This is a genomic window from Streptomyces sp. NPDC034111, from assembly GCF_055575375.1.
Genome location: NZ_JBVIST010000003.1, coordinates 13,691 through 31,418, shown reverse-complemented (window position 1 = coordinate 31,418; position 17,728 = coordinate 13,691). Strand labels below are relative to the sequence as shown.

General features: G+C 71.1%; 14 protein-coding genes. 6 read left to right on the top strand and 8 right to left on the bottom strand.

Annotation, left to right across the window (positions count from 1 at the left end):
* Positions 1-19: 19 nt before the first annotated feature.
* The 3 genes from ACZ55A_RS09545 to trhA form a co-directional block, all read right to left on the bottom strand.
* Positions 20-655 carry a TetR/AcrR family transcriptional regulator gene (locus ACZ55A_RS09545; protein ID WP_468836741.1) on the bottom strand — a complete coding sequence of 212 codons (636 nt, stop codon included), beginning with the start codon at positions 653-655 and terminating at the stop codon, positions 20-22.
* 11 nt (positions 656-666) lie between these two features.
* Positions 667-2,223 (bottom strand): DHA2 family efflux MFS transporter permease subunit, encoded by a 1,557-nt coding sequence (locus ACZ55A_RS09540; protein ID WP_468836739.1) that lies wholly within the window; start codon positions 2,221-2,223, stop codon positions 667-669.
* A gap of 308 nt (positions 2,224-2,531) precedes the next feature.
* Positions 2,532-3,248, bottom strand: a complete 717-nt coding sequence (gene trhA / locus ACZ55A_RS09535; RefSeq protein WP_468836737.1) for a PAQR family membrane homeostasis protein TrhA — start codon at positions 3,246-3,248, stop codon at positions 2,532-2,534.
* Positions 3,249-3,487: 239 nt separating this feature from the next.
* On the opposite strand from trhA, the gene ACZ55A_RS09530 reads away from it, so the two are divergent.
* Complete coding sequence (locus ACZ55A_RS09530) at positions 3,488-5,311, top strand: phosphoenolpyruvate carboxykinase (GTP) (RefSeq protein WP_468836735.1); 1,824 nt, start codon at positions 3,488-3,490, stop codon at positions 5,309-5,311.
* 231 nt (positions 5,312-5,542) lie between these two features.
* On the opposite strand, the gene ACZ55A_RS09525 is transcribed toward ACZ55A_RS09530, so the two are convergent.
* Positions 5,543-6,016 carry an SCO4983 family protein gene (locus tag ACZ55A_RS09525; RefSeq protein WP_468836733.1) on the bottom strand — a complete coding sequence of 158 codons (474 nt, stop codon included), beginning with the start codon at positions 6,014-6,016 and terminating at the stop codon, positions 5,543-5,545.
* Between the two features lie 106 nt (positions 6,017-6,122).
* Entirely contained in the window at positions 6,123-7,334 is a 1,212-nt protein-coding gene (locus ACZ55A_RS09520) for a pyridoxal phosphate-dependent aminotransferase (protein WP_468836731.1), read from the bottom strand.
* Positions 7,335-7,470: 136 nt separating this feature from the next.
* Here ACZ55A_RS09520 and ACZ55A_RS09515 point away from each other — a divergent pair, with 136 nt between their 5' ends.
* Entirely contained in the window at positions 7,471-9,663 is a 2,193-nt protein-coding gene (locus ACZ55A_RS09515) for a P-loop NTPase fold protein (RefSeq protein WP_468836729.1), read from the top strand.
* Here ACZ55A_RS09515 and ACZ55A_RS09510 read toward each other — a convergent pair.
* Entirely contained in the window at positions 9,660-11,273 is a 1,614-nt protein-coding gene (locus ACZ55A_RS09510; RefSeq protein WP_468836727.1) for an N-acyl-D-amino-acid deacylase family protein, read from the bottom strand. The genes ACZ55A_RS09515 and ACZ55A_RS09510 overlap by 4 nt on opposite strands.
* Positions 11,274-11,349: 76 nt before the next feature.
* The gene (locus ACZ55A_RS09505; RefSeq protein ID WP_468836725.1) at positions 11,350-12,639 is read right to left on the bottom strand and encodes an amino acid deaminase; all 1,290 of its coding nucleotides are present in this window, start codon (positions 12,637-12,639) and stop codon (positions 11,350-11,352) included.
* A gap of 212 nt (positions 12,640-12,851) precedes the next feature.
* On the opposite strand from ACZ55A_RS09505, the gene ACZ55A_RS09500 reads away from it, so the two are divergent.
* The 4 genes from ACZ55A_RS09500 to ACZ55A_RS09485 all read left to right on the top strand — a co-directional run bounded on the left by ACZ55A_RS09500 (position 12,852) and on the right by ACZ55A_RS09485 (position 16,165).
* Entirely contained in the window at positions 12,852-13,934 is a 1,083-nt protein-coding gene (locus ACZ55A_RS09500; protein ID WP_468836723.1) for a sugar kinase, read from the top strand.
* A 97-nt stretch (positions 13,935-14,031) separates the two neighbouring features.
* Positions 14,032-14,793 carry an IclR family transcriptional regulator gene (locus ACZ55A_RS09495; protein ID WP_468836721.1) on the top strand — a complete coding sequence of 254 codons (762 nt, stop codon included), beginning with the start codon at positions 14,032-14,034 and terminating at the stop codon, positions 14,791-14,793.
* Positions 14,790-15,197 (top strand): RidA family protein, encoded by a 408-nt coding sequence (locus ACZ55A_RS09490; protein ID WP_468836719.1) that lies wholly within the window; start codon positions 14,790-14,792, stop codon positions 15,195-15,197. The genes ACZ55A_RS09495 and ACZ55A_RS09490 overlap by 4 nt, the downstream gene beginning before the upstream one ends.
* 269 nt (positions 15,198-15,466) lie before the next feature.
* Entirely contained in the window at positions 15,467-16,165 is a 699-nt protein-coding gene (locus tag ACZ55A_RS09485; RefSeq protein ID WP_468836716.1) for a tectonin domain-containing protein, read from the top strand.
* Between the two features lie 86 nt (positions 16,166-16,251).
* Here ACZ55A_RS09485 and ACZ55A_RS09480 read toward each other — a convergent pair whose 3' ends face one another.
* Positions 16,252-17,613 (bottom strand): M14 family metallopeptidase, encoded by a 1,362-nt coding sequence (locus tag ACZ55A_RS09480; RefSeq protein WP_468836714.1) that lies wholly within the window; start codon positions 17,611-17,613, stop codon positions 16,252-16,254.
* Positions 17,614-17,728 lie beyond the last annotated feature (115 nt).

Here is a 17,728-nt window from a genome sequence, read left to right as displayed (position 1 = left end):
CCCGAAGCCCCCCCCGCGCTCAGAGCGTGAGCCCCCGCGCCAGCACATCCATCGTCCGGTTGATCAGCTCGATCAGCCCCTCCAGGTGGGCCGGCCGGTCCTCCGCGACCCACCGCAGCATCGCCTCCTGGAGGGCGGCCAGGATCGCCGCGCTGATGACCCGCAACTCCAGGTCGTCGGCCGGGCGTCCGGAGCGTTCGGCCAGCACCGCGCTGATCATCGCGGCGTCCCGTGCGGTGTTCTCCGCCGTACGGCCCCGGATCGCGGGCACCTCACGGATCAGCCGGATGCGCTGGACGAGTTCGGCACGTTCCTCCGCGGGGAGCCGGCGCAGCGCCTCGACGGTGACCTGCCGCATCGACTCGGCCATCGGCTCGTCCGCAGGACGGGCCCGGATCCCGGCCTCCAGCACGGCGTCGTACTCATCGGTGAGCACGATGTCTTCCTTGGTGGGGAAGTAGCGGAAGACCGTGCTCGGCGAGACCTCGGCGGCCTCGGCGATTTGGTCGACGGGGGTCGCGTCGTACCCCTGCTCCTCGAACAGCCGGTAGGCGGCCCGCCGGATCGCCTGCCGGGTCTGGATCTTCTTCCGCTCACGTAGCCCGGTCTTCGGCGTCCCGGGCGGCGTGCGGGGAGAGGTACGTGCGGAGACCATGGGCAGCATTGTCAGGCATCGGACGTTCCAGGGGCCACGGCCGCATCCGTATCCCCGCGGCGCCCCGCGGGACGCCGCCGGCCTGCCGTACGCGGATCGGGCAGAAACGCGGTCGTCAGCAACGCCGCCACCACGGCCGCGATTCCGCACACCAGCAGGACCAGCCCCATGCCGTGCAGATAGGCGCGGTCCGCGGAGGCGGCCAGTTGGGGCGCGCCGATCCGCTCGGCCACCCTATGGGCGGCCACCACCGAGTCCCCGGCCACATCGGCTGCCCGCGCGGGCAGCCCGGCGGTGCCGACCCGGTCGCGGTAGGCCCCGGCCAGCAGGCTGCCGAGCAGCGCCACCCCCAGCGAACCGCCGAACTGCCGCGCGGTCATGAGCAGTCCGGACCCGCTGCCGGCCCGTTCGGTGGGCAGGGCGCCCAGCGCGGCATCCATGGCGGGGACCATGGTGAATCCGAAGCCGACCCCCGCGAGGGACAGCCACAGGGCGGTGGCGCCATAGCCGTCGTGCACGCTCGTGGTGGAGCCGAGGAAGGCGGCACCGGCCAGGACGAGCAGGCCGTCGGCGACGACGGGCCGCGGACCGGTCCGCGCGGCGAGCACACCGCTGCCCTTCGCCGCCACCATCAGGCCCGCCATCAACGGCAGCATCCGCAGCCCGGTGCCGAATGCGTCATGTCCCAGGACGGCCTGGAGGTACGGGGGGAGGAGGAACATCAGCCCGGACAGCACCAGCGTGCCGAGCGAGGCCGCGACGGTGTTCCAGAGGAACGCTGGACTGCGCAGCAGCCGCAGATCGAGCACCGGCCGGTCCAGACGACGGCCGCGCAGCACCAGGCCGGCGAGCAGGGCGGCGGAGCCTGCCGACGCGGTCAGCACGAGCGGGTCGCCCCAGCCGCGTGCCGGAGCCTCGATGATGCCGAACACCAGGGCGCCGAGCCCGGTGGCGGTGAGCACGGTGGAGAGCGCATCCACCTTCGGGGAGCCGGGGTCGCTGGTCTCGGGGAGCAGGAAGGCGCAGGCCGCGACCCCGATCGCCACCAGGGGGACGTTGACGAAGAAGACCGCGCCCCACCAGAAGTGGTCCAGCAGCCAGCCGCCGACCAGTGGGCCGAGCGGCAGCCCGAGCGCCGAGGCCGCGGAGATCGCGCCGACGGCCTTGGACCGTTCGTCCGGCCCGAAGAGCGAAGGCAGTACGGACATCGCCAGCGGCATGATCAGCGCCGCGCCGATCCCCATCACCGCCCGTGCCGCGATGACTGCCTCGGCGCTGCCGGCGAGGGTGCCGAGCAGCGAGCCGCCGAGGAAGATCCCGAGTCCGGCGATGAGCATCCGGCGGCGGCCGAACCGGTCGCCCCACAGGCCGGCCGGAAGCATCAGGGCGGCGAACACCACGAGGTAGGCGTCAGCGATCCACTGCTGCTGTCCGGTGCCGGCGTCCAGTTGGGTTGCCATCGTCGGCAGCGCGACGTTGAGGATCGTCGTGTCGAAGCCCAGCACGAGCATCGCGGCGACGAGGGCGCCCAGCGCCCACCAGCGGCGGGGGTGGGGCGCGGCGGGCACGCCCGGACGCCCGTGCGTGGACCGCACGGGCTGAACTAAGGGCCGGGAGGGCTGGGGTTCTTCGGACCGCGACGTCACGGCACACCTCGGAGAGTCGGGAGGAACTGACTGCATGAATCAAATGACAGTAACTCTCAAAAGATTGTGACTGTCAATTGACGTCGAGGGTCTCGGTCGCGGCCGCAGTGGCTGTCAGTGGCGTATGGCACGCTCTGTGGTGAAGTGATTGCGCACAGTGAGTGGTTGAGGTGGGCAAAAGGCCGCGACTCGGGTGGTCGCGGCCGGGTGGTGCGGGGGTGGGGGGCGGGTCAGGCGTGTGTATAGGCGACCAGGGAGATGCCTACGTAGTGGACGACGAAGGCGGCGAGGGTGAGGGAGTGGAAGACCTCATGGAAGCCGAACCAGCGGGGGGAGGGGTTGGGGCGCTTGATGCCGTAGATGATGCCGCCGGCGCTGTAGAGGAGGCCGCCGAGGACGACCAGGACGAGGACGGCGACGCCGCCGGTGCGCAGGAAGTCGGGGAGGAAGAAGACGGCGGCCCAGCCCATGGCGATGTAGCAGGGGGTGTAGAGCCAGCGGGGCGCGCCGACCCAGAAGACGCGGAAGGCGATACCGGCCAGGGCGGCCGCCCAGACCGCCCAGAGCAGCGCCTGGCCGCGGGAGCCGGGCACCAGCAGCATGGTCAAGGGGGTGTAGGTGCCCGCGATGATCAGGAAGATGTTGGCGTGGTCGAGGCGGCGCAGGACGCCGTCGATGCGGGGGCTCCAATTGCCGCGGTGGTACAGGGCGCTGACGCCGAACAGCAGGCAGGCGGTCAGCGTGTAGATGGCGCAGGCCAGGCGGCCGCGGGGGCTGTCGGCGAGGGCGGTGAGGAGGACGCCGGACAGCAGGGCGGCGGGGAACATTCCCGCGTGCAGCCAGCCGCGCAGTTTGGGTTTGAGTGGCGCGGTGGCGGCGGTGACCGCCGCGGTCGCGGGCGGCGCGGAGGGGGGCGTGCTCTCGGCGGCGTCAGGCGCGGAAGTCATGGCGCAATGCTACCTACGCAACCGTAAGTTACGGGTTCGTCCCGAAGTGGTGACGGTCACCAAGTCGCCCTCTGGACAGAACTCTATCGGGGTCGGATGATCAAATGAGTGCGGTCGGCACCGGATGAGCGGTCACGAAGCATCCGGGTCGCAGCCCCCAAGGGGCAGACAACCAAAAGATGCGGATTTTCCCGGCAAAACGGGCAATAATTCGTCCATACCCTCATCTAGGAGCGATCGTGGCGCGCGACAACGCGGCTCCCTCCCCCATCCCGACCCGGCACAAGGACCTCATCGCCTGGGTCGACGAGATCGCAGCGATCACCGAGCCCGACCGGGTCGTCTGGTGTGACGGCTCGGAGGCGGAGTACGAGCGCCTGTGCCAGGAGCTCGTCGAAAAGGGCACGTTCAAGAAGCTCGACCCGATCAAGCGCCCCAACTCGTACTACGCCGCCTCCGACCCCTCGGACGTGGCCCGCGTCGAGGACCGCACCTTCATCTGCTCCGAGAAGGAGGAGGACGCCGGCCCCACGAACCACTGGAAGGCGCCCGCCGAGATGCGGGAGATCTTCGTCGGTGCACAGGGCATCTTCCGCGGCGCGATGAAGGGCCGGACGATGTACGTCGTCCCGTTCTGCATGGGCCCGCTCGGCTCCCCGCTCTCCGCCATCGGCGTGGAGATCACCGACTCCGCCTATGTCGCGGTCTCGATGCGCACCATGACGCGCATGGGGCAGCCGGTGCTCGACGAACTGGGCGAGAACGGCTTCTTCGTCAAGGCCGTGCACACCCTCGGCGCCCCGCTGGCCGAGGGGGAGGCCGACGTTCCGTGGCCGTGCAACTCCACCAAGTACATCTCGCACTTCCCCGAGGACCGCGAGATCTGGTCCTACGGCTCCGGCTACGGCGGCAACGCCCTGCTCGGCAAGAAGTGCTACGCCCTGCGTATCGCCTCGGTGATGGCGCGTGACGAGGGCTGGCTCGCCGAGCACATGCTGATCCTCAAGCTGACCCCGCCGCAGGGCGAGCCGAAGTACGTGGCCGCCGCCTTCCCGTCCGCCTGCGGCAAGACCAACCTCGCCATGCTGGAGCCCACGATCTCCGGCTGGACGGTCGAGACCATCGGCGACGACATCGCCTGGATGCGCTTCGGCGAGGACGGCCGCCTCTACGCGATCAACCCCGAGGCCGGCTTCTTCGGCGTCGCGCCCGGCACCGGCGAGCACACCAACGCCAATGCCATGAAGACCATGTGGGGCAACTCCGTCTTCACCAATGTCGCGCTGACCGACGACGGCGACGTGTGGTGGGAGGGCATGACGGAGGAGAAGCCCGCCCATCTGACCGACTGGAAGGGCAACGACTGGACCCCGGAGTCCGAGACCCCGGCGGCCCACCCCAACGCCCGCTTCACCGTTCCGGCCGGCCAGTGCCCGATCATCGCGCCCGAGTGGGAGGACCCCAAGGGTGTGCCGATCTCGGCGATCCTCTTCGGCGGCCGCCGCGCCAGCGCCGTACCGCTGGTGACCGAGTCGCTGAGCTGGCAGCACGGTGTCTTCCTCGGCGCGAACGTGGCGTCCGAGAAGACCGCCGCGGCCGAGGGCAAGGTCGGCGAGCTGCGCCGCGACCCGTTCGCCATGCTGCCGTTCTGCGGCTACAACATGGGCGACTACATGGGGCACTGGGTCAAGGTCGGCGCCGACAAGGACCAGTCCAAGCTGCCGAAGATCTACTACGTCAACTGGTTCCGCAAGGACGACGCGGGCCGCTTCGTGTGGCCGGGCTTCGGCGAGAACAGCCGTGTGCTCAAGTGGATCGTCGAGCGGCTGGAGGGCAAGGCCGAGGGCGTCGAGACCCCGATCGGTGTGCTGCCCACGAGGGACGCGCTGGACACCGAGGGCCTTGGCCTCGGCGATGCCGAACTGGACTTCCTGCTCACGGTCGACAAGGACGTGTGGCGCGAGGAGGCGGCGCTGATCCCCGAGCACCTCAACACCTTCGGTGACCACACGCCGAAGGAGCTGTGGGACGAGTACCGCGCGCTGGTCCAGCGGCTGGGCTGATCACTACCGTGCACCGGCCGGGCCCCGTACCGAAAGGTGCGGGGCCTCGGCCTGGGCGGCGATCCGTACGAAGGTGAACGCGGCCCGGGCGGTGGCGCGCAGCTGAGCGTGAGCGGGCGGTGCTGCGAAACACGGGCGCCGCGGCTGGGCCGGTGGAGTGACGTGGAGCAGGGGTGTCTGTCGCTTCGGTCTCCGCAGGATCAGGCCGCGGCAGCTGCGGCGATGGGGTTCCTATGCCGAAGCCAGGTCCCGGACCGGCCCGGCGTGCGCCGGTCCCGTGTGCGCCGGGCCCGCATGTGCCTGCATCCGCTCCGTGGCCAGGGCCATCGCCTCGGTGTCGTTGCGGGATGTGGCAACCGCCAGGGCGTTCCCCGCGAGGGTGCGGGCGCGCTGCTGGAGGGCCGCCGTACGGGACGGGGCGCCGCCGTCGGTGGGCTCGGCGCGCAGCGGGTAGTGGCCGCCGCTCAGCCGCGCGACCTGCTCGGCGATCCGGTCGGCGGCGGCGGCCAGCGCGACGCCGTCCAGCTGCCGGGCCTCCTCCGTATCGGCCCGGGTGGCCAGCGCATGCAGTTCGTCGGTGACGGTGAGCAGCGCGGTCAGCTGTCCGGCGAGCCGGATGTCCAGCTCCTCCTCGCGGGAGCGGTGCGGGATCTCCGGGGCGGCGGCCATGGTGTGGACCGACTTGGTGCGGATCGGTTCGTACATGGGACGGCCTCCTGACAACGTTCAGGGGACCATCCTAGCTTGGACACTGTCTAAAGTTGAGATCCGTACAGAAGTCGGTCGGAAGTCGCGCAGAAATCGCCTCGGATCAGTACTGTCCGTAACCGTCGAGGAAGGATCCGATCCGGGTCACCGCATCCGCCAGATCGTCCTTGCTGGGCAGGGTGACCAGGCGGAAGTGGTCCGGCTCCGGCCAGTTGAAGCCGGTGCCGTGCACGATCATGATCTTCTCGGCGCGCAGCAGATCGAGCACCATCTGCCGGTCGTCCTTGATCTTGTAGACCTTGGGGTCCAGCCGCGGGAAGGCGTAGAGCGCACCCTTCGGCTTGACGCAGCTGACGCCGGGGATCTGGGTCAGCAGCTCATACGCCGTATCGCGCTGCTCCAGCAGCCGGCCGCCGGGCAGTACCAGATCGTTGATCGACTGCCGGCCGCCGAGCGCGGTGGCGACCGCGTGCTGGGCCGGCATATTGGCGCACAGCCGCATATTGGCGAGGATCGTCAGCCCCTCGATGTACGAGGAGGCGTGCGCCTTCGGTCCGCAGACCGCCATCCAGCCGCTGCGGTAGCCCGCCACCCGGTACGCCTTGGACAGCCCGTTGAAGGTCAGGGTCAGCAGGTCGGGGGCGAGCGAGGCGAACGGGGTGTGGGTGGTGCCGTCGTAGAGGATCTTGTCGTAGATCTCGTCGGCGCAGACGATCAGGTTGTGGCGGCGGGCGAGCTCCGCGATGCCGCGCAGCAGTTCGTCGCCGTATACGGCACCCGTGGGGTTGTTGGGGTTGATGACGACGATGGCCTTGGTGCGGTCGGTGACCTTGCGCTCGATGTCGGCGAGGTCCGGCATCCAGTCCGCCTGCTCGTCACAGCGGTAGTGCACGGCCGTACCGCCGGACAGCGAGACCGACGCCGTCCACAGCGGGTAGTCCGGGGCCGGCACCAGCACCTCGTCGCCGTCGTCCAGCAGCGCCTGCATCGACATCTGGATCAGCTCGGAGACGCCGTTGCCGAGGTAGATGTCCTCGACGGAGAGCTCGATGCCCTGGGTCTGGTAGTGCTGCATCACCGCGCGGCGGGCGGAGAGCAGGCCCTTGGCGTCGCCGTAGCCGTGTGCCGTCCCGACCGTACGGAGGATGTCCTCCAGGATCTCGGGCGGGCACTCGAAGCCGAACGCCGCCGGGTTGCCGGTGTTGAGCTTGAGGATGCGGTGACCTGCCGCCTCGAGCCGCATGGCCTCCTCGAGCACCGGGCCACGGATCTCGTAGCAGACGTTGGCGAGCTTCGTTGACTGGATCACCTGCATGTCCGCAACCTTACGGCGGTGTTTCGGCGGCCGCCCGGTGTTTTTCCCCACGTGGGGGAGCGGATGGTGTGGGCTTCCTCACGGACGGTGAGGGCCGCGCAACCGCGGTGCGCTCCAGGGCCTAGGATCCGGGCCCATGTCCCCCTCGGCCCCTTTACCCCCAGCCGCACCGCAGGCGACCGGGAGCGCGCACCCGTCGCACCACCCGTTCGCGCTGCTCAACGACGAACCGGTCGCCGAGCCGGGCGCGGATCTGCTGGGCGCCGGCGGGGCCGCCCGGCAGCTGGCCGACCTGCTGGACGCCTCCCGTGGCTCCACCCCCTTCACCCTCGCCGTCGACGCCGGCTGGGGCATGGGCAAGAGCAGCCTGATGCGGCTGGTCGATGCGCAGCTGGCGCAGGCCTCCGACGTCCACACCGTCTGGTACAACGCCTGGACCTCCACCGGGGCCGACGCGCTGGAAGGGCTGATCAAGTCCGTTCTGATGCGCTTCGATCGGCGGGTGCTGCGCCGCGGACTCCAGCGGGTCAGCGAGCGGCGTGCGCTGCTGCGGTTCGCCCGCGCCCTGACGACCGTCGCCGCCGGGCCGCTGGGCGTGGCCGGCCTGGTCGACGAACTGTGGAAGAACCTCTCCGTCAACTCCCAGGCCCGCAACGAGATGCGCGGCGCGATCGGCGATCTGGTGCAGGAGTGGTCCCAGACCGCAGAGTTCCGGCCACGCCGCCTCCTGGTGGTCTTCATCGACGACCTGGACCGCTGCTCCGAGGAGACCGTGCTCGCGGTCTGTGAGGCGGTGAAGGTCTACCTGGACGTACCGGGGCTGGCCTTCGTGGTCGGCTGCGACCGGTCCGCGCTCGGGCCGAACGGCCTGCTGCGCGATCTGTCTCCGGCCGGCTCGGCGTTCATGGAGAAGATCTTCCAGACCAGCTACCGGATTCCGGCCGCCGACAACCACGGTGTCAAGGACTACATCCGCTGGTGCGCACGGACCGCGGGCGTGGCACCGCTGCTCGACGACGCCCTGGTGGACCTGCTGGCGCAGCGCTCGGACCGCAATCCCCGCCGGATCAAGCGCCTGGTCAACGGCTTCGTCCTGGAGGCCACGCTCAACCCGGTCTGGCGGGACTTCGGCCCCGGAGCGGTGATCAGAACCCTCCTGCTCCAGTACTTCTATCCCGACTTCTACCGGATGATGACCGGGCCGTCCGGCACCGTGGACGGCGATGTGGTGGCCGAATTCCGTACCTATCGCGAGGTGCGCCGGATCCTGCTGGCCTCCGCCGCCGGGGAGCCGACCGCACCGGAGCTGAGCGAGGTACGTGCCTTCCTCGCCTCGTACGACCTGCTGCTGCCGGAGCCGCTCGGCTCCTCCGGCGGCAGCCGGGCGCTGGCCGCGCTGGAGCGTCAACTCCCCAACGAATTCCCCGACTTGGTGGTCAATCCGGCGTTCACTTCGCTGGTCGACGAGCTGACCGCCCGCCCGGACGCGGAGGAGCTGCTGCGCCGGCTGCGCGAGGGTCCGCGGGGCCCCGGCGGGGAGCCCACCCGGATGTCCCAGGAGTGGACCGTGGCGTGGCGGGACCTGGAGGGGCCCCGCCCGGACGGCTACGCCACGGGGTTCGGACCGCCGCTGGCCGGGCCGTGGGGCGAGCCGTACGGCGGCTACGGGGCGCCGCCGCCCGACCGGCAGCGGACGGGGCCGCCGGCACAGCAGGGGCAGGCACTCCAGCAGCCGGCGTACTGGCCGGGACAGCAGCCGCAGCCGGCCCAGCCGCAGCCGGCCCAGCCGCAGCCGGCCCAGCCGCCGCTGGCAGGGCAGCCGCTGGGAGGGCAACCGTTGGCGGGACAGCCGGGCCGGAGCGCCGTCCCGCAGATGCCGGGCCCGTACGCCGTGCCGACGTTCGACGTCCTCTGGGTCGATGACCAGCCGGAGCGCAAGCAGGTGGTACGTGAGGTGCTGGAGGGGCTGGGGGTCCAGCTACGGCACGAGGCCACCAGCCGGGACGCCGCCCGTGCCGTCCGTGACCGCAGGCCCGACCTGCTGATCTCCGACATCAGCCGGGGGCGGGACCACACCGCGGGCTTCGACATGGTGGGACGGTTCAAGGACGACGGGGCCTACGACGGGCCGGTGATCTTCTACACCATCCGGCAGAGCGCCGAACGGGAGGAGCGGGCGGCCGCGTTGGGGGCCCGGCTCACCAACAACGAGCACCGGCTGCGCGATCTGGTCGTGACCGCCCTCCAGGACCGGACCCGCGACGTCCCGCAGGCCGCCCAGGTCCCCGTGCCCCCGCCGGCACCCGAAGACCGGGGAGACGCGCCCTAGCGACCCCGCCGTACCGCCCGGCCCGCCAGGGCGTCCGTCCGCCGGCCGTCCTCGATCACGAAGCGGCCGTTGACGAGGACGTGTGGGATGCCGGACGGGAGGGTGCGGGGGGACGCGTACGTGGAGCCGGCCGCGACCGTGAGCGGGTCGAAGAGGACCAGGTCGGCGCGGTAGCCCTCGCGGATCAGGCCGCGGTCGGGGAGCCGTAGCCGGGCGGCCGGGCGGGAGGTCAGATGGGCGATGCACTCCTCCAGGGAGAGCACGCCCAGTTCGCGGACGTAGGTGCCGAGGTACCGGGGGAAGGTCCCGTAGGCGCGGGGGTGCGGCTTGGCGCCCTGGAGGATGCCGTCGCTGCCGCCCGTGTGGACGCGGTGCCGCATGATCTGCCGCACGTTCTCCTCGTGGCCGACGTGCTGGAGGACGGTCGGGCCCAGGCGGTCGTCGATCAGCAGCCGGCGGGCCGTCATCCAGGGCTCCTCACCGCGTTCGGCGGCGCTCCGGGCGAGCGTCCGGCCGATGTGGCGGGCCAGCGAAGGGTTGATGACGCCGGAGATCTCGACGGTGTCCCAGGCGATGGGGACGCCGTGGCAGCCGTCGGCGCCCTCGACCTCCATGACGTGCCGGATGCGTGCCGCGGTCGCGTCGTCCTTCAGGCGGGCCAGGGTCGCGTCGGGGCCGCCCTCGCTCGCCCAGCCGGGCAGCAGCGCGGCCAGCGTCGTACAGCCGGAGGTGTAGGGGTAGGTGTCGAGAGTGAGGTCCGCACCGGCGTCCAGGGCGGCGTCCAGGAGGGACAGCAGCTCGGGTGCGCGGCCCTCGTTGACGCCGAAGTTCATGGTGGCGTGGGCGAGATGGAGGGCGCAGCCGGCCTCGCGAGTGAGGGCGATCATCTCCTCGTACGCCTGGAGGGCGCCCGCCCCGTAGGAGCGGTGGTGTGGGCAGTAGTAGCCGTCGTAGCGGGCCACCACCCGGCACAGTTCCGTCAGTTCGGCGTCGGAGGCGTACATGCCGGGGGTGTAGGTCAGGCCGGAGGAGAGGCCGACCGCTCCCTCTTCCAGTCCGTCGGCGACCAGCTGCTTCATCCGTGCCAGCTCGTCGGGGGTGGCGGCGCGGTCCTCCCAGCCGACCGCGAGCATCCGGACGGTGCCCTGGGGGACGAGGTAGGCCGCGTTGACCGCGATGCCCTGGCCGTCGAAGCCGTGGTCGAGGCGGTCGAGGTACTCGCCGACGGTCCGCCAGGCGAAGTCGATGCCGGAACCCTCGCCGTTCCAGCCGCTGATCTGGTCGCGGACCTCGGCGAGGGTGCGGTCGTCGACCGGTGCGTACGACAGGCCGTCCTGGCCGATGACTTCGAGGGTGACGCCCTGGGCGGCCTTGGCCTCGTGGGCGGGGTCGTGGAGCAGCGCAAGGTCGCTGTGCGCGTGCATATCGATGAAGCCGGGGGAGAGGGCCAGCCCGTCCGCGTCCACCACGCGCGCCGCGGACGGGCGCGGACCGCCGTCCCTCTCCCGCCGGATCCCGGCGATCCGGCCGCCGGCCAGCGCGACATCGGCCCGGTAGGACGGGCCGCCGGACCCGTCGATGACGCGTACGTCGCGCAGCACGGTGTCCATGGCCGGGGTGCCTTTCTGGCCGGTCGGGCCGCCGGGGCCGGTCTCTCTTCTGTGAAGAGGGCGCCTCTCCTGGAAGCTAGAAGAACGTGCGGATGAAGTCCGTGACCGTCCCGTCCTGTTCGACGAGCGGGATCAGCTGCCACTTCTCGAAGATGGTGCAGGGGTGCGACAGCCCCAGCCCCACCCAGTCGCCGACCTCCAGATCGCCGACGCGCTCGGTGGCGACCCAGGCGTGCTGGTCGGACAGCTTGGTGATGGTGAGGCCGTCCGCCGGGCGCTCGGTGCCGTCCCGGCCGGACCGTACGACCTGGGCCTGCGGCAGACCCAGGTCGTACGCCGCATCGCGCTTGCCCGCGTTGAGGAAGGCCTGCTCGGGCGCGGGGCGGGAGACGACCTGTGCCCACAGCCGGAAGGCGGGGTGCAGGGAGCCCTCGTCCGGGATGCGGTTGAAGGGGGTGATACGGCGGTAGTGGGCGTCGTCGTGCGAGACATACGCGCCCGAGCGCAGCAGCTTGAGGACCGGGGCCGACAGCGCGGGGATCTCCGCGAACACCTCGGCGACCGCGTCGAACCAGGCGCTGCCGCCGGCGCTGACCACGATCTGGTCGAGGTCGGCGAAGCGGCCGGCCTTGTCGAACTCCACGGCCAGTGCGACCAGTCGGCGCAGCCAGGCGGTCACCCGCTCGGGAGTGGCGTCCGGCACCTCGGCCTCGTAGCCGGCCACGCCGACCAGGCGCAGGGTGTCCACGCCCGCGAGGGCATCGGCGAGTTCCAGGCACTCGGTGTCGGTACGGACGCCGGTCCGTGCGCCCTCTCCGGCGCCCAGCTCGATGACCACGTCCACCGGGCGGGTGGCGCCGGCCTCCCGCAGCGCGCGGTCCATCAGCTCGATACCGCGCAGCGAGTCGACGTAACAGATCAGGTGGAAGCCGGGGTCCTCGGCGAGTTCGGCGGCGAGCCAGCGCAGTGCGGCCGGGTCCACGACTTGGTTGGCGAGGAAGATCTTCTGGATGCCGTACGTGCGGTAGACGCGGGCCTGGTGGGGGACGGCGGCGGTGATGCCCCAGGCGCCGTGCTCCAGTTGCCGGGCGAAGAGCTGCGGGGCCATGCAGGTCTTGCCGTGCGGGGCGAAGGCGAGGCCGTGCCGGGTGGCGTAGGTCTCCATCACGGCGAGGTTGTGCTCGACGGCCTCGGCGGAGAGGGCGAGTACGGGGGTGGTGAAGCCGCCGTCGAAGAGGTTGCGGCGCTGGGCGGCGAGCTCCCCGACGGTCAGCCCTTCGGCGTCCGGCGGCAGCGCCTTGAAGCGGTGGTCGACCCGTTCGTCCGCGAGTCCCTTGAGTCCCTGCGCGAGCCGCTCGCCGGCCATGGGGCCTCCTCAAAGATCCTGTTGCATTCTCTGCAACGCTCGTTGCGCATATCGCTGGCAGCTGTCTAACATCCGGGCCATCGCCCGGTCAACGGTGAAAAGCATGGTGCGAAACGGGCCGCAACGGGGCCCGGATACCGCCCCGGACAGCGCCCGGTTCCACCGCACCGGCCGGCCCGGGTGAGCCGCACAGCGAAGGAGCGCATCCGATCGTGACCAGGTCCCCGCACGCCGGCGGCACCGCCGCCCGGGACGGCGCCCCCGCCCCGGACGTCGACGTCGTCTGCCTGGGTGAATCCCTGGTCGCCTTCCTGCCGGGCCGCCCCGGACCGCTCGCCGGGGTGCCGTCCTTCACCCGCGCCATCGGCGGCGCCGAATCCAATGTCGCCTGCACCCTCGCCCACGCCGGACACACCGCCCGCTGGATCTCCCGGGTCGGCGCCGACGGCTTCGGCGACCACCTCGTCGCCGCCATCGCCGACTGCGGCGTCGATGTCTCCCACGTCCGGCGCGACCCCCGGCGCCCCACCGGCCTCTACTTCCGTACGGCGGGCGACCGTGCCACCGGCGCCCACGAAGTCGCCTACTACCGCGCCGGATCCGCCGCCTCCGCGATGTCCGCCGGCACCGTGGACCCGGCCGCGGCCGGATCCGGGCGGGTGCTGCACCTGTCGGGCATCACCGCCGCGCTCTCCGACGACTGCCTCGGCCTGCTGCGCGCGCTCATGTCGCGCAGGCCCGGCCGCCCGCTCGTCTCGTTCGACGTCAACCACCGCCCCGGCCTGTGGCGCGACCCCACCGGCGCCCACGTCCTGCTCGACCTCGCACGCGGCGCCGATCTGGTCTTCGTCGGCGAGGACGAGGCGGCCGACGCCTGGGGCCTCACCGGCGGCCCCGACGCGGTCCGTGCCGCGCTGCCCGAGCCCGCCACGCTCGTCGTCAAACGCGGGGCCGCGGGCGCCGTCGCCTACGACCGGCACGGCCACCGGCACACCGAGCCCGCGCCGCGCGTCGAGGTCGTCGCCGCCGTCGGCGCGGGCGACGCCTTCGCCGCCGGATTCCTCTCCGCCACCCTCCGGGACCTGCCCCTGTGCACCCGCCTGCGGTACGGCCATCTGTGGGCCGCCGCCGCCCTCACGGTGCCCGGCGACCTCGGGGTGCCCCCCTCCCGCGCCCACGCGGACCGGCTGACCGGTCTCGACGGTGCCGCCTGGGGGACACTGCACCTCGGCCCCGGCTGGACGAAGCCCACGGCCCCCGGGGGACGGGCCGTCGAGGAGGTACGTACGCAGTGAACGAGCACAGCGAGAGAACCATCGAGGGCGCCCTCGGGAGAGCCGCCGAACGGTGCGCCGCTGACGAGGCCGGGGCCGGGCGGAGTGAGGGTGCGGCATGAGTCAGACCGTCGACCGCGCGCTGAGCATCCTGCCGCTGCTCGCCGAGGGCCCCGCCGGCCTCGGGCAGGTCGCCGACCGCCTCGGCGTCCACAAGTCCACCGCGCTGCGGCTGCTGCGCACCCTGCACGAACACGGGCTGGTCCACCGCCAGCCCGACCAGCGCTACCGCCTCGGCGCACGGCTCTTCGCGCTCGCCCAGCAGGCCGCCGAGAACCTCGACGTCCGCGAGATCGCCCACCCCCACCTCGTCGAGCTCAACGCGGCGTGCGGACACACCGTCCACCTCGCGGTCCACGAGGAGAACGAGGTCCTTTACATCGACAAGGTCGAGAGCCGCTACCCGGTCCGGATGTACTCCCGGATCGGCAAGCCGGTCGCGACAACGGTCGCCGCGGTCGCCAAACTGCTCCTCGCCGACCTGCCCGAACCCGAGCGCCGCGCCCTCGCGGAGCGGCTCGACTACCCCCGCTACACGCCCCGTTCGACCCCGAACGCCACGGCCTTCCTCGCCGAGCTGGCCACGGTGCGCGAACAGGGCTGGGCCACCGACCTCGGCGGCCACGAGGAGTCCATCAACTGCATCGCGGCCCCCGTCCGCGGGGCGGACGGCCGGGCGGTCGCCGCCCTGTCGGTCTCCGCGCCCAGTGTCGTCGTCAGCGCCGACGAACTCCTCACGCTGCTCCCGCTGGTACGCCGTACCGCGGACGCCATCAGCCGGGAGTACTCAGGCAGGACACCGGAAAAGGAGACCGCATGACGGACAAGACCGCGCTCACCCCGAAGACCCACACCACCCCGCCCGCCAAGTTCTCCCACGGCGTCAGGAAGGGCAACATCCTCCAGGTCGCCGGCCAGGTCGGCTTCCTCCCCGCCGTCGAGGGCCGGGCCCCCACCCCGGCCGGCCCCACCCTGCGCGAGCAGACCCTCCAGACCCTCGCCAACGTCCGGGCCGTCCTCGAAGAGGGCGGCGCCACGTGGGACGACGTGATGATGATCCGCGTCTACCTCACGGACGTGGACCACTTCGCCGAGATGAACGAGATCTACAACGCCTACTTCGAGGAGCAGGGCCTCAAGGAGGCCCCCGCCGCCCGCACCACCGTCTACGTCGGTCTGCCCAAGGGCCTGCTCATCGAGATCGACGCCCTCGCCGTCCTGTAGCCGGGCCGAGAGGGCGCGCCGGCGAGCGGTCGGGCCACCGACAGCACAGACCGGGCGTCCCGTCGATCCGCTGAAGGCGGTACGGAGTTTCCGGCCGCATATCTGCCGAACGGATGTCCATTCGCCGTGCACGGGCGGATCGACGGCGTCGCCAAACATCGATTTCTGGAGCGTATTGCTGACCAGTCGGCATATTGGAGGGTTTGGGTAGTTCTCTCGCACGCCAAGTACCCGCATGCAAGGTCAGGAGCGAGAGGAAGCGAGTTCGTATGCCGCACTGGAAGCAGATCTCCGGCGGTCTCAAGGCGATATCGGCCGGGAGCAGGACCCATGTGTGGGGCGTCAACTCCGCCGGGGGGATCTACCGGTTCACAGGGGACGATGCCAATCCGTGGGTGAACATCCCCGGCGGGCTGGTCGACATCGGTGCGGGGGTCGACGGCACCACGTGGGGCGTCAACTCCGCGGGGAACATCTACCGGTACGCAGGCGATCAGGGCTCGACCCACTGGATCAACATCCCGGGCGGGCTGGCGCGGATTTCGGCGGGGTCCAGGACGCATGTGTGGGGTGTCAACTCGGCCGGGGGGATCTACCGGTACACGGGGGACGATGCGAATCCGTGGGTGAACATCCCCGGTGCGCTGACCGATATCGGTGCGGCCGCCGACGGCACGGTATGGGGTGTGAACGCCGCCGGGAACATCTACCGCTACGCCGGGGACCAGGGCTCGACCCACTGGATCAGGATCCCCGGTGGGCTGGCGCGGATTTCGGCGGGGTCCAGGACGCATGTGTGGGGTGTCAACTCGGCCGGGGGGATCTACCGGTACACGGGGGACGATGCGAATCCGTGGGTGAACATCCCCGGTGCGCTGACCGATATCGGTGCGGCCGCCGACGGCACCGTGTGGGGTGTGAACGCCGCCGGGAACATCTACCGGTACACCGGAGACCAGCCGGGCTGAGCCGGCCCGCTGCGCAGAGGCCACGGGGCGTCCCGGTCCGACCGGGGCGCCCCCTGGCGCGTGCGAACGGCTCGGCCCGGCCCGGCTCAGCCGGCCTTGCCTCCCTTGCAGTACTGCCCTTCCTTGCCGATCACCCGGTACACACAGTCCGCGGTCTCCACCATCTGGAGCACCGCCTCACGGTTGCGCGAAGTCTCCTTCGGGATCACCGAATCCTTCGGGTAGAAACCGCCGCTTCCGGCGGACGACGGGTACATCTCGAAGGTGTAGGCGAAGATCCGCTGGTCCCCCCACAGCCAGTCGTCGATCGCGCCGTCGGTGATGTACAGCTCGCTGGACTGCTCGGGGGTGTAGCCGTTGGTGCCGGCCATCTTCTTGCCGAGGGTGGCGAAGGTGTCGTGCTCGTCCTGGGTCATGCCGGGACCGGTCTCGTCATTGGTGAAACCGAAGGGCCACAGGACGAGTTCGCTGTAGGTGTGGAAGTCGATGGCGGCCTTGATCTGCTGGGTGCCGTCGACGATCCGGCTGCGGACGAACTTCGAGACGACCTGGACCTCGGGGGCGGAGGCGGCGGAGGGGCCGCGGTAGGTCTCGTCACCCGGGTCCTCGGAGGAGCCGTTGCAGCAGCCCCACTTGAAGTCCCAGTTGCGGTTGAGGTCGGTGCCGACCTCGCTGCTGCCGGCGTTGGGCTGGCGGTTCTTGCGCCACATGGCGAAGTCACCGGAGGCGATGTCGTACTCGCCGCCGTCCGGGTTCAGGTCAGGGATGATCCAGAGCTCGCGGGAGTCGAGCATCTTGGTGATGCGGTCGTCGGAGCCGTACTTCGAGGTGAACTCGTTGAGCAGGTAGAGGGCCATCTCGACGGTGAGATGCTCCCGGGCGTGCTGGTGGGCCGTGAAGAGGACCTCGGGTTCCTTCTCGTCCTTGGTGACGTTCTTGCTGAGCTTGAGGGCGAGGAGGTTGCGGCCCTCGTGTGAGGTGCCGATGACCTGCTTGCTGAGGATGTCCGGGTACTTGGCGACGAGGGCGTCGATCTCCTTCGTGGCCTCGTCGTAGGTGTGGTAGTTGGTGTAGCCGTCCGGGAAGTCCTTGGCCCTGGCGCCGGGGGCGGCCGGCCCGGCGGCCGGGGGATCGGGCAACTTCCGCAGGGTGTGGCCGAGTTGGCGGACGGCGGCGGCCTGGGCGCGGTCGGCGGTGATGACCACGGCCCGGCCGTGCACCTCGTCGATGCTGGCGCCGGTCGCGGCGAGCGCGGTACGGGCCGCGGGGGTGCTGAGGCCGGTCACCTCGTACTGGTGGGGGAGTTCGGCGCCGCGTACGGCACCGGTGGAGGTCGGTTCGCCGGACGGCGCACCCTGCGCCTGGGCGGCGGCTATCGGGGCGGCGAGCGCGAGGGAGAGGAGGGCGGCGAGGACGGTGGTGCGTCCGCCGCGTATCCGAGGTCGCATGCGGTCTCCTGTGGGGGGTGTGAGTCGAAGCGACAGCGGCCAGTTTTCGGGCATTGGCATGGGCGGGTCAAGGTGTTGTATCGCCAGATGTCGGAGTCGCGGGGAGCCGGGTGCG